Genomic DNA, 12774 nt, shown 5'->3' on the forward strand with positions numbered 1-12774 from the left:
ACAGTGATGAAGATTAATGCAAAGATAATTGCTTCAACGATATTATTATGCGCAGTACCTCTATTATTAACCGCATGCATGAGCAAAGGCGAGTCGAGTTCTGATAAAGATAACGTTGCGGCTACTGTCGCAGAAAAGAAGCCATTCGCAAAGTACAAGAATACTGTTAAGTATACTGTAGGTAAATCAATTCCTGGTGCACCGAAATTACCTAAAGGTGATAGTTACGAAAATAATGTCTATACCCGTTACATTAAGAAGAATCTGAACGCGGTCAGTGTTGATAAGTTTGAGGCTGAAAACGGCGATAACTACGATCAGAAAGTTGCTATGGCGATCTCAACGGGTGACCTACCTGACATTATGGCAGTCAATCAAAGCCAGCTTCAGCAGTTAGTAGACAATGACCTGATTCAAGATTTGTCTTCGGTATACAAGACCAGCACCACTAAGTCGATCAAGAAGATGTATGACTCATATGGGGGTCGGCCACTGAAGCAGGCGACCTTCAACGGTAAGCTAATGGCGCTGCCGACCACACAGACCAACAACCTCCCAACTATGTTGTGGGTACGCAAGGACTGGATGGATAAGTTGGGGCTTGCGGAACCAAAGACTATCGATGATGTTGAAAATATCCTTGAACAGTTCGTGACTAAGGATCCTGGCAATAATGGTGCAGGCAAGACAATTGGTCTGGGCCTGTCCAAGACGGTTGGGGGCAGTTATGCCTCTCTGTTCCAAGCTGATGATGTGATGTCCAAGTTTAATTCCTTCCCACGCCAGTGGATTAAGCAAGACGGCAAGGTCGTCTATGGATCCACAACGCCAGAAACCAAGAAGGCGCTGGGTTACCTGCAAGGCTGGTTCAAGAAGGGCTTGATTGATCCGCAGATGAGCGTACGAGACAAGATTGAATCTATCCTTATCAGCGGTCAATGTGGTGCGTTCTTTGGTCCGTGGTGGTCTGGGGACTATCCGCTGACTGATGCCTACAAGAATAACCCGAAGGCTGACTGGCAACCGTATGTCATCACCGACAAAGACGGTAAGGTCAAAGCGTACACTCAGAACACAGCAGGGTCATACTTCGTTGTCCGCAAAGGGTTCAAGCACCCGGAACTCCTAGCGAAAATTGCTAGTCTTTTGAATGATAAGCTGGTTTATAAGGATTACGCATACAAGCCAATCGTTAACTATGGTCTGAAGGGTTACGATGGCGGTAAGCCAGTTGATCTACTGATTAACTACGCGACAGCAACGACCGACATGCATGATAACATCATGAAAGCAGTTAACGGAAAGAAAGATCCTAAGACGCTGATTCTGGACGACTACCAGAACTATAAGAAGATCAAGGCCTATAATGCAGACCCTGCTAACGCTGATAACAATGCTTGGAGTGGCCATATCACCCGCGATGTCTCTACGGGTAAGATGAAAGATACGTTGTCCAAAATTGAAGAAGTTCACCCTGTCTTCTTTGGCCAAACCGCAACCATGAAACAGAAGTGGGCTAACTTGAACAAGATGGAAGATGCCACCTTCTTGAAGATTGTGACGAACCAAGAAAGTGTTGATAAGTTCGATGACTTTGTTAAGAGCTGGCACAAACTCGGTGGCGATGAAATCACCAAAGAGGTCAAACAGGAGATCAAGTCACAGAACTAGTGCTGTGCACGAGTCACAACGCTAGGCGGAAGGGGAGAGACAATGCAATTAGCACGCACTCAAAAAAAGCAACACAAAGACTCCCAACTCATGTATCACCTCATGATGCTCCCGGGAATGCTGTTCCTGCTAGTATTTAGCTTCGTGCCAATGGCGGGGATCGTAATGGCTTTTCAAAATTACATCCCAGCAAAAGGCATCCTTGGCTCTGACTGGGTTGGTCTCGCCAATTTTAAGTATATGTTCCAGATCCCAGACAGCATGCAGATTCTCGCAAACACGGTGATTATTGCCGGCTGGAAGATCGTTTTTAACACGATTGTGCCGGTGGTCTTTGCCTTACTGCTGAACGAAATTCGAGTCAACTGGGCTAAGCGAACAATCCAAACTGTCGTTTACCTGCCTAACTTTCTGTCCTGGGTTGTGCTGGCAACGGTGGTCATCAATCTGTTTGACTACCATGGCCCGGTCAATACGTTCCTGCAGACCTTTGGGGTTAAGCCAATCCTATTTATGGGAAGTAATGATTGGTTCCGTCCAATCATGATTGGGTCCGATGTCTGGAAAGGATTTGGTTACGGTTCGATTATTTATCTTGCTGCGCTGACTGGAATCGATCCAGGGCTATATGAAGCAGCTGAGATGGATGGCGCCAGTCGGTGGAGTCAACTACTACATGTGACCCTTCCGGGGATGCTTCCGACCATCATGATGATGACGGCGTTGAACCTGACCAACATCTTGAATGCCGGGTTCGATCAGATCTTCAACATGTATAACCCAATCGTTTATCAGACTGGCGATATCATCGATACGTATGTTTATCGCGTTGGACTGTTGGGGCAACAATATAGTCTTGGTACGGCGATTGGATTATTGAAGTCCTTGGTTGGTGCCACATTGATGATCTCAGCCAACGAGGCGTCCAAGAAGTTCGCCAACATGCAGATTTTCTAGGAGGTATGCAGCGTGAATAAGAATACGAATAAAGTTGCCAATTTCTTTACTTGGCTGATTGTCTTGGCACTGACCGCCTCTTGCCTGCTCCCACTGGTGAATATGGTTGCGATCTCGTTTAGTGACAGTGCATCTGCGGCGGCAAATCAAGTCGGACTGATTCCAGTTCACTTCAATCTCAGCTCATATCGAATGATTTTAGAGGATCACCAGTTCTGGCTGTCATTCGGGATTTCCATTGAGCGGGTCGTGCTTGGTACGTTAATTAATTTAGTCTTGATTGTTTTGATGGCGTATCCGCTATCTAAAAACAAGCGGGACTTTCATGCGCGTAACATTTATATGAACCTGATTATCTTTGCAATGTTATTTAACGGTGGGATGATTCCATCCTTTATCGTGATCAAGAGCTTAGGCCTGATGGATACGATCTGGGCGCTTGTGCTACCAGGGGCAGTGCCAATTTTCAACGTTATTCTGATGATGAACTTCTTCAAAGGTCTACCAAACGCCCTCGAAGAAGCCGCAATCATGGATGGGGCCTCAAAGATGACCGTCTTGTTGAAGATTTACTTACCACTGTCGTTGCCAGGGTTAGCCACGGTGTCACTGTTTGCGATTGTTGGTCATTGGAACGATTACTTCAGTGGGTTGCTTTACATGAACCGTGCGGCGAACTACCCACTGCAGACCTATATTCAGCAGCTCAATATTGATATCACGAAAGTTACAGATGCTTCTCAACTGCACGCATTGACATCGATCTCCAACAAAACGCTAAATGCGGCAAAGATTGTGGTTTCAACGGTACCATTACTACTGATCTATCCATTCCTGCAGAAGTACTTTGTCACTGGGATGACGATTGGGTCCGTGAAGGAGTAACGGAATGAACTTGGTGAAGCTAACGGATGGGCTGGTTCGTTTTTTCTATCGGTATATGGTCGCGAGTGTGCAATGGATTGTTCTTGGTTGGCCGTACCTGTTTTTCGCATTGGCCTTATCGTATGCACGATCAATGGATGAGATACGGTCACTAGTATTGGTTGCCTTGGCGCTGCTACCATTTGTCCTATCGCCGGCGATGGTCGCAGTGTTTCGTACCCTGGCTACCTTCAGTGAAGCGGATGAGTCGGTACCGAATCATATTTGGCAACGTAGCTGGCGAACAGTACGGCAGAGCTATTGGATGACGGTCAAGGTGAGTGCTGTGGCAGCAGTGATGCTTGCAATAGTGTTGAATGCGACCCTATATTACAGTCACCATTCAGTATTCTTGATGGGAGTTCACTTGCTGTTATGCGTTCTGGTCTGCGTTGCCTACCTGATGAGTTTAACCTTTGTGACGCTGCGAGAGCAGACGTGGCAAGACTATCTCAAAAATGGGGTCTTGATGACGCTCAGTAACGGGATTATCGCATTGCTTGTTGGTGGTGGTGCGGCCGTACTTCTGGTGGTGAGTTTTCACACACCAATGTTTCCGCTCGTGTGCCTTGCCGGTCCTAGCCTCGTTGGCGCCTGGGTCTACCATGTTTACGTGAAGACTTTGGCACGGGCGGTGCTCACAAAGCAGAGATGAGGGTTGATATGACAATCAAAGCGATAACGACAGCCGATCAGACGGTTCACATCGACTTTACGGCGCACCCCGCCGTTAGCTTGCAGGTTTTTTCCGCGCAGATCATTCGGGTCTGTGCACCCGAGGCGTTATCGTTGACGTCTCATGCGGTGATTGCAACGCCAAGTCAGGCGCCGTTCACCGTTGATCGTGACAATGCTGGCGGCGTGGGCCTTCAGACGTCAGCATTGCACTTACATATTGATGCTTCAGGGCATGTCGATGTGTATGACGCGAATGACCTGGCGCTCGTGCTCGATTATCGCGGGCAACGGGTTCCGTTGAACCTAGATCTGCCAGAAGACAGCCATTCCGTCATAGAGGAAGAAGGCCATGCAGGACGTGATAGTGCCGTCAATACGGTATCGTCTCAGGTCATTAAGGCGCTTTCGCCGGATGAACATTTTTATGGCTTAGGCGATAAAACCGGGTTTATCGATAAGCGCGGCTACGAGTACGACAACTGGAACACGGATGACGCATCACCGCATCTGGAGCATTACACCAAGCTGTATAAGTCCGTGCCAATTCTGTACGGCCTGCGCGAGGGCCGGCCATATGGCTTGTTCTTCGACAATGCGGCCCGGAGTCACCTTGACCTCGGGAAGGAGAACCCGGGGTATTACTACTATTCCGTGGCGGAGGGGCCGCTGGATTACTATGTGATCGGTGGACCGACGCTGGCCAGTGTGGTTCAGCAGTATACCCAGCTGACCGGCCCAACCCCGCTACCGCAGCGCTGGACGCTGGGCTATCAGCAGTCGCGGTTCGGCTGGCAAGACGCCGCTGAAGTGAGTGAGATTGCAGCCACCATGCGGCGGTATCACCTGCCTTGTGATGTGTTGCATCTGGACATTGACTACATGGCCGGTTATCGGGTGTTCACCTGGAACTCAACCCGCTATCCGCAGCCGGCAGCGTTTGTTAAGGCGCTCCATCAGCAGGGCTTCAAGCTCGTGACGATCATTGATCCAGGTGTTAAATCCGAACCGGGTTACTCGGTTTATGACGATGGCATCGGTCACGATTATTTTGTCAAAACGCCGGCGGGGCAAGTGTACACGAACCGCGTCTGGCCAGGGCAAGCGGTTTATCCTGACTTTGGTGCGCCTCGGGTGCGCCAGTGGTGGGGAGACTACCATGCCCGCTTGACTGCCATCGGGGTGGACGGCGTCTGGAACGATATGAACGAGCCGGCTGGATTCGATGGACCGCTGCCGGATGACTTGGTGTTTACCGATGAGACGAAGCCAAGCACCCACGCGAAGATGCACAATCTATTTGGCCATAACATGTCGCGGGCCATATACGCCGGTTTGCAGCAGCAAACTGGCCGGCGCCCGTTCGTGATCACGCGGGCCGCCTATGCGGGCACGCAGCGATATGCGACGGTGTGGACAGGGGACAACCAGAGCCTCTGGGTGCACCTTCAGATGATGGTGCCACAGCTGTGCAACTTGGCGCTGAGTGGGTTCAGCTTCGCTGGCACCGATATCGGCGGCTTCGGGGCGGATACGACACCAGAGCTGCTGATTCGGTGGATCGAAGGGGCAATCTTCAGTCCGTTGTTGCGCAACCACAGCGCTATGGGGAATCGGCGGCAGGAACCCTGGGTCTTCGGCGAGCCAACGCTGTCGATCTATCGCAAGTATCTGGAATTGCGGTACCGCTTGATCCCGTACCTGTACGATCTGTTTGCCGCCGGTGAGCAGACCGGGGCACCGGTGATGCGGCCGCTAGTGTATGCCTTCGATCAAGACCCAGCCGTGGTCGAGATCGGCGACCAGTATATGGTCGGTGATGCGCTAATGGTCGCCCCGGTGCTGGAGAAGGGTAAAACCAGCCGCCTGGTTTATTTACCGGCGGGGGAGTGGATCGATTTTTGGACCGGTGAGCACTTGGCCGGCGGTCAGGAGATCCGAGTCGAAGTCCCACTTGATGCGTTACCGCTCTTCGGCCGAGTGGGGACAATGGTACCGATGGGGCCGAAGCAGGAGTATCTGACCGACGCGCCAGATCAGGAGATGGACTTTCGGTGTTTTGGCGATCATGGGACGTACCGCCACTATCAAGATGACGGTAGCAGCTTCGCCTACCGTGATGGCGCGTATAACCTCTACCAGATCACTGTGTCTGCAGGGGTTGCGGCGGTAACGGTCACCCATGCCGGGGATGCGGTAGCGTTGTACCGTGAGATCCGGGTACATGTTGGTCATAGTCAGCAAAAATTCGTTTTGGATAAACAGCAATACTGCGCATTGAATAAAAAAGAGGTAATTGAATGACTACTGGAAAATGGTGGCAAAACGTTGTCATGTATCAGATCTACCCGCGCTCCTTTCAAGACAGCAATGGGGATGGAATCGGTGATATCCTAGGGATCATCTCACGCCTAGACTACCTGCAGCAGTTGGGTATCGGAGGCATCTGGCTTAGCCCGGTCTACGCGTCGCCTAACGATGACAATGGGTACGACATCTCGGATTACGAAGCGATCTTGCCGGAATTCGGCACAATGGCGGATATGGAACGACTGATTTCGGAAGCCAAGGCGCGCGGGATCCGGATCGTGATGGATCTGGTCGTGAACCACACCAGCGATGAGCATCGCTGGTTCGTGGAGGGCCGAAAAGCCAAAGATGCACCGTATCACGATTTTTACGTCTGGCGCGATCCAGTTGAAGGACAGGATGTACCGAACGGTCTGCGTTCGACGTTTAGCGGTCCAGCTTGGACATATGACCCAACGGTTGGCCAGTACTATCTGCATCTGTTCAGCCCGAAACAGCCAGATCTGAATTGGGCCAATCCAGCGGTTCGACACGCCGTCTATGACATGATGAACTTCTGGATTGCCAAGGGGATCGGCGGGTTCCGCATGGATGTGATCGATCTGATCGGCAAGGAGCCCGATAAGATGATCACGGGCAACGGGCCGAAGCTCCACGACTACCTGCAGGAGATGAATCAGGCGACCTTCGGCGGCAAGGGTCAAGACTTGATGACCGTAGGCGAGACTTGGGGCGCAACACCTGAGATTGCTAAGCTGTTCTCAGACCCTGCGCGGCACGAACTGTCGATGGTGTTCCAATTCGAGCACAGCGGGCTTGACCAGCAGCCGGGTAAGGATAAGTGGGACCTCCAACCGCTGGCAGTTCCTGACTTGAAACGGGTGCTTTCCAAGTGGCAGACGGCGTTAGGTGATCAGGGGTGGAACAGCTTGTTCTGGAACAATCACGACTTACCGCGCATCGTCTCGCGCTGGGGGGATGATCAGAATTATCATGATCAGAGTGCGAAGTTATTTGCGATCCTACTGCACATGATGAAGGGGACGCCGTACATCTATCAAGGTGAAGAAATCGGTATGACGAACTACCCGATCACTTCGGTTGCAGAAATTGACGATATTGAAAGCATCAATCTCTACAACGAACGGGTTGAGGCGGGTTATAACCCGGCGGATGTGATCAACTCCATTAATGTCAAAGGGCGCGACAACGCGCGCACGCCAATGCAGTGGGATAGTGCTGACGGGGCGGGCTTCACCACCGGCAAGCCGTGGCTGCACATCAACCCTAACCACGTGCAGTATAACGTGGCGGACGAGGTGGCTGATCCGGATTCGGTTTGGGCCACATATCAGCAGCTGATTGCCTTGCGTAAGCAGAATAACTTGGTGGTTTGGGGCGATTATACCTTGTTTGAAGACACCGCCGATGACGTGTTTGCCTATTACCGGACGGACCAAAACCGCCGGTGGCTGATTGTTGCCAACGTCTCAGCAAAGTCGAATGCGTTCACGTTGACGGATCAGGCTGAACGGCTGATCATCAGCAATTATGCGGACACCGCGCTGACTGGCGGCGATCGGCAGTTGCGGCCGTATGAGGCATTCGTGGTTGAGGTGAAGGCGTAGACGATGCTTTGATGGGCAAAAGTGGGTCCTTTCGAGGGCCTGCTTTTGACTAGAGTGGGAATCGCCTCGAAACTAACCGAGTGAGGGATGAAAATGAAAAACAACGTATTGACGGATGGCCACTATCGCATCACCGTCTTGACCGATGGCTTGCTGCGCTTGGAATATTCAACGCAGGGCCAGTTCGTTGACCAGCGCACGATTCAGGTCACCAACCGGAGTTTTCCGGTCTTTGACTACACGGTGATCGACAAAGCCGACCAGCTTGAGATCATCACGAAGGAACTGCATCTTTTCTATGACAAGCAGCCCTTCTCGCCGAGCGGCTTGGTGATCCAGATGACCCCGGCTGACGAGCGTTACGGCGGGACGTATCGGTACGGCGATCACCCGAACACGTTGAAAGGGACCGCCCGGACGTTGGACGGCTGTGACGGTGAGACCCCGCTGCAGGATGGCATCATTTCCCGGGACGGGTTCGCGCTGCTGGATGACTCCGAGACTATGCTGTTGGCTGACGACCAGACCTTGAGCGCCAAGGCGACTCAGTCAACGGATCTGTATTTCTTTGGCTACAACCATCACTACAAGACAGCGCTGCATGATTTTTATCGGCTGAGCGGCGCAACGCCGCTGCTGCCGCGGTTTACCTTGGGCAACTGGTGGAGTCGCTACTGGCCGTATACTGAGGCGAGTTACCTGAAGCTGATGGAGCGGTTCCGCGCCGAACAGATTCCGCTATCCGTTGGCATGATCGACATGGACTGGCATCTGACGGATACACCTAAGCAATACGGGAGCAGCTGGACGGGCTATACGTGGAATAAGCAGTTATTCCCAGATCCGGAGCGTTTCCTGACTAAATTACACACGCTGGGGTTACAAACCAGTCTCAACGTGCACCCAGCTGAAGGAATTCGGCCTTTTGAAGCGGCGTATCAGACGGTAGCCAAGGCGTTAAAGTTGGATCAGTCGAAGGGTGAACCTGCGTCTTTTGATTTGATGAACCTTAATTTCCGACGTGCCTATTTTGAACTGGTGCATCGTCCACTTGAAGAAGAAGGGGTTGATTTCTGGTGGATCGATTGGCAACAAGGGACTGTGTCACGCTCTGCAGGTGTTGACCCGCTGTGGTTACTTAACCACTACCATTATTTAGATCATCAATTGCACCATGCTAATGGGTTGATACTCTCCCGGTACGCTGGTCCGGGTAGTCATCGTTATCCAATCGGCTTTTCCGGTGATACAATTATCAGCTGGCGATCCTTGGCATTTCAACCATATTTCACTGCAACTGCCTCCAATATTGGCTATGGTTGGTGGAGTCACGACATTGGTGGTCACATGGGCGGAGTCCGGGATGCTGAGCTTACGACACGCTGGATGCAGCTTGGGGTCTTCAGCCCGATCAACCGATTGCACAGTTCAAATAATCGATACTCTGGCAAAGAGCCGTGGAAATATGATTCGCGCTACCAACAGATAATGACCGAGTTCTTGCGACTTCGGCATCGCTTAGTTCCATACCTTTACACGATGAACGTACGAGCTCATGAGCAGGGTAGCCCACTGATTGAACCGATGTATTACACTTATCCACGCGATGATCGTGCCTACCAGTATCGTAACCAGTACCGATTTGGAACCCAGATGATGGTCATGCCAATAACTGCACCTGAATCGGTAGCCTTACAATACGGCACCGCAGAGATGTGGTTTCCGGAAGGCGATTGGCGTGATATGACAACAGGATGGCACTATCCAGGTAATACGGAAATGATCGTTAATCGTCGGTTGGAGGAATACCCGGTCTTTGTTCGGGCAGGGGCAATCATTCCAATGGTTGGGGCTGATCAATCCGAGGACTTCGGTACTGCCTTACCAGGCACAATTGATTGGTGGGTATATCCAGGTGCAGATAATACTTTTGAAATGGTTGAGGATGACGGTGATAAGCGAGTGATATCAACGCTGCACGTGGATGCAAAAACCAACCAGGCAAGGCTCTCCGTTTCAGGAGACACGGAGATTATACCCGCCCAAAGGAAACACCGAATTATTGTCATTGATCGTGGCGTTCAGACAGCATGTACGATTAGAGACGGTAGCTTGGTTGACTTGCCGCGAACCACTTCGGAAGCAGCTGAAACTGCGATGGCAGCAATGCTTGACGAGCGAATCAAGCGCCCAATTAACGGCTACGATTTCAAAAATGATTTGGCCGGTAAGTTGACAACCCTCAGGGCCGATGCCTTGAACGATTATCTCCAGACGTTGAAGGATCGTGACTTAGCTGCGTTGTACTATGAACTCGTTCGGGTCGCCAGCTGTTCTGACGTTACATTTAGCTATCAAGGCCAAGAATAAAAGTATCATGTAGTACTTGACTTCGATGCTTACCCATTCACAGCCTGGCGATTGTAATGAGTTCAGGCTGTGTGGATTTGATTGAAATGTGGCAAGGTACACAGAAATTCGGGATAAATAATATTGTCAAAAACAAAACGACTTCCCATCACGTTATGTATGTTGAGTAGTCGTTTTGTTTTTGGTTTTCTATCTCTTGACTTAAAATGCTTATTCTTATTTGGTTTGTTAGTTTTATAATCTTTCATTATCGGTATAGGTGCAATTATTGAATAGCTTTCAAATTTTCAATATCAAAATGATCCTTATCCGTTAATTCGTACCCTTAATGAAAAATTAGCTGTGCTTCTTTTGAGACACAGGGTATCCCACGGTCTTGATAGTCAGTGGATGTGAACCACTCTTTTTGGAAAATGAACTTCCCACCCTGTGGATTTGCTTGCGTAACAGAACCGTCGGCATTGAAGGCAATGGGGTGAATGCCCAAGTAGCCATATTTTCCATGCTTGAGTTCCATGCGAGCGGGCATCCAATCAACCTCAACAACATAGCCAAGGGCCTTCAACTTCGAGACAACGGTCTCGGTGTATCTTGCATTGAAGTCAATATCAACGTTTCTGTGACTCTGGTGCTGTCGACCAGTGACAACATCAACACCCCAGCCACCATCTAGCCAGAAAGGCGTTGCCACTTCCTCAAACAAATCTAAAATATGGAACAATGTTTCCTCCGATACTTGTTCGACGTGGTTATCCAAAGTGCTTTCCTCCTCAATCGGTCTAAGCATTAGGGCGGACAACGTAAAGTTCCTTCGTTGCCCTGGTCACTGCGACGTAGAGTTCGTTCTTATTGGCGAGCGCTTCGTCGGCTTTGTCAAAAAAGTCGTATAAGAACACGGCATCAAATTCCCCCCTTTTTCACTATGAAAAGTTGTTCCATACTCAGACATAAGTTTAGAGACAGAGTTAAATTGAGTTCGTTTTATTTCTTGTTCTGCTCCTATCCTAGTATTTGGTACATAAATTTCTGAACAGTTGTGCCATAATTAATAAAACAAGATAGGAGCATTCCAATGAAACGATATCAAGATGATTTTAAAGCCAGCATTGTGAAGATGCATCGTGAAGAGAAAAGATCTATTCGCTCGCTTTCCGAGGAATACGGTGTTTCTCCAGCCGCAATTCATAACTGGGTTAAAGGCGCTAAATCAGTTGAGCTAGAAGACGGTACTGAAGTAACGTCCAAAGAATTCAAACAACTTCAAAAGGAAAATCAGCGATTAAAGGAGGAACTTGAAATTTTAAAAGCTGCGGCGGTGTTACTGGGAAAGCATTAGGACGAATTAATTGCCTTGTCTTCATAGAAGATCAGTTATTACGACACCGCTTATCAATTATTCTTTCGGCACTGAAATTACCGCGCAGCACCTATTACCATTGGAAAAGATATCAACCTAGTCAACACGAACGTGTTGATAATCAGCTCAAAGAAAAAATTAAATTGATTTAGGAAAATAATTATCGTGCCTATGGTTATCCACGAATAACGATGGTGCTTCGCAAGTCAGGCATCTGTGTTGGATCAAAACGAATTTTACGATTAATGAGGGAAATGGAGATTCACTCTTTAATGAATCGGCGATTTAAAAAACCTGGCACTCATGTGGATCATTCACAACGCCCCAATTTAATCAAGCACCAGCCCAATGCAAGGATATGGCGTGCTGACATTACTTATTTGGAATTACGTCCAGGAACCTGGGTTTATCTCAGTTCTATTTACGAACCAAAGGTTCATCAAGTTCTTGCTTTCAAGATTGGTCGTCAGATGGAGGCGACGTTAGTTGTAGAAACGATTAATCAGGCGCTTGAATGTCATCAAAAGCCACAATATTTTCACTCTGACATGGGTTCACAGTACACCAGCAATGAAGTTGAAACTTTACTTGAACGGCATCAGATTAGCCACTCATACTCAAAACAAGGTTATCCTTATGATAATGGGCCAATTGAAGCTTTTCACTCATTGTTGAAGAGAGAGTTTGCCTTTCAAACAACTTTTTCCAATTTTGAGGACTTGGTAATCCGAACCTCAAATTACATCAGTTGGTTTAATTCCGACAGAATTAGAACGAGTGTTTAGAAAAAGATGTGCCATTTATTGACATAGGAGCAAAATGTCTTTATTATCCGAAAGTTCAATGACTAGTTTGTCTTCGTCTACATCTTTAGGAACGGTT

8 protein-coding genes and 2 pseudogenes are annotated in these 12774 nt (G+C 49.2%); 8 read left to right on the forward strand and 2 right to left on the reverse strand.

From position 1 onward, the window contains the following. Nucleotides 1–6 precede the first annotated feature (6 nt). The 7 genes from EKM67_RS07330 (at nucleotide 7) to EKM67_RS07360 (ending at nucleotide 10535) form a co-directional block, all read left to right on the forward strand. On the forward strand, nucleotides 7–1671 hold the full coding sequence (locus tag EKM67_RS07330) for a type 2 periplasmic-binding domain-containing protein (RefSeq protein ID WP_225417338.1): 1665 nt from the start codon (nucleotides 7–9) through the stop codon (nucleotides 1669–1671). A 117-nt stretch (nucleotides 1672–1788) separates the two neighbouring features. Continuing rightward, nucleotides 1789–2628, forward strand: a complete 840-nt coding sequence (locus EKM67_RS07335) for an ABC transporter permease (protein ID WP_225417339.1) — start codon at nucleotides 1789–1791, stop codon at nucleotides 2626–2628. A gap of 12 nt (nucleotides 2629–2640) precedes the next feature. Continuing rightward, nucleotides 2641–3513 (forward strand): carbohydrate ABC transporter permease, encoded by an 873-nt coding sequence (locus EKM67_RS07340; protein ID WP_225417340.1) that lies wholly within the window; start codon nucleotides 2641–2643, stop codon nucleotides 3511–3513. A gap of 4 nt (nucleotides 3514–3517) precedes the next feature. Next, nucleotides 3518–4207, forward strand: a complete 690-nt coding sequence (locus EKM67_RS07345; RefSeq protein ID WP_125578374.1) for a hypothetical protein — start codon at nucleotides 3518–3520, stop codon at nucleotides 4205–4207. A gap of 8 nt (nucleotides 4208–4215) precedes the next feature. Beyond that, nucleotides 4216–6531 (forward strand): glycoside hydrolase family 31 protein, encoded by a 2316-nt coding sequence (locus EKM67_RS07350; RefSeq protein WP_164506602.1) that lies wholly within the window; start codon nucleotides 4216–4218, stop codon nucleotides 6529–6531. Further along, nucleotides 6528–8165 carry an alpha-glucosidase gene (locus EKM67_RS07355; RefSeq protein ID WP_125578376.1) on the forward strand — a complete coding sequence of 546 codons (1638 nt, stop codon included), beginning with the start codon at nucleotides 6528–6530 and terminating at the stop codon, nucleotides 8163–8165. The genes EKM67_RS07350 and EKM67_RS07355 overlap by 4 nt, the downstream gene beginning before the upstream one ends. 93 nt (nucleotides 8166–8258) lie before the next feature. Beyond that, on the forward strand, nucleotides 8259–10535 hold the full coding sequence (locus EKM67_RS07360; RefSeq protein ID WP_164506603.1) for a glycoside hydrolase family 31 protein: 2277 nt from the start codon (nucleotides 8259–8261) through the stop codon (nucleotides 10533–10535). Between the two features lie 325 nt (nucleotides 10536–10860). Here EKM67_RS07360 and EKM67_RS07365 read toward each other — a convergent pair whose 3' ends face one another. Together EKM67_RS07365 and EKM67_RS11010 are read right to left on the reverse strand one after the other, a co-directional pair. Further along, nucleotides 10861–11292, reverse strand: coding sequence for a nucleotidyltransferase domain-containing protein (locus EKM67_RS07365; protein WP_225417341.1), 432 nt, complete (start codon nucleotides 11290–11292; stop codon nucleotides 10861–10863). A 22-nt stretch (nucleotides 11293–11314) separates the two neighbouring features. Next, nucleotides 11315–11434: pseudogene (locus EKM67_RS11010) on the reverse strand (ATP-binding domain-containing protein); the annotation flags it as partial. 173 nt (nucleotides 11435–11607) lie between these two features. Between EKM67_RS11010 and EKM67_RS07375 the strand changes: the two are divergent. Further along, nucleotides 11608–12677 (forward strand): annotated as a pseudogene (locus tag EKM67_RS07375) (IS3-like element IS1163 family transposase). Nucleotides 12678–12774: the final 97 nt, after the last annotated feature.

This window comes from Lapidilactobacillus mulanensis (assembly GCF_003946215.1).
Classification (GTDB): Bacteria; Bacillota; Bacilli; order Lactobacillales; family Lactobacillaceae; genus Lapidilactobacillus; species Lapidilactobacillus mulanensis.

Excerpts from the sequence above, each read along its gene's own strand:
- EKM67_RS07360 (WP_164506603.1), top strand. The coding sequence starts at position 8,259 with ATGAAAAACAACGTATTGACGGATGGCCACTATCGCATCACCGTCTTG.
- EKM67_RS07345 (WP_125578374.1), top strand. The coding sequence starts at position 3,518 with ATGAACTTGGTGAAGCTAACGGATGGGCTGGTTCGTTTTTTCTATCGG.
- EKM67_RS07350 (WP_164506602.1), top strand. The coding sequence starts at position 4,216 with ATGACAATCAAAGCGATAACGACAGCCGATCAGACGGTTCACATCGAC.
- EKM67_RS07335 (WP_225417339.1), top strand. The coding sequence starts at position 1,789 with ATGCTGTTCCTGCTAGTATTTAGCTTCGTGCCAATGGCGGGGATCGTA.
- EKM67_RS07330 (WP_225417338.1), top strand. The coding sequence starts at position 7 with ATGAAGATTAATGCAAAGATAATTGCTTCAACGATATTATTATGCGCA.
- EKM67_RS07355 (WP_125578376.1), top strand. The coding sequence starts at position 6,528 with ATGACTACTGGAAAATGGTGGCAAAACGTTGTCATGTATCAGATCTAC.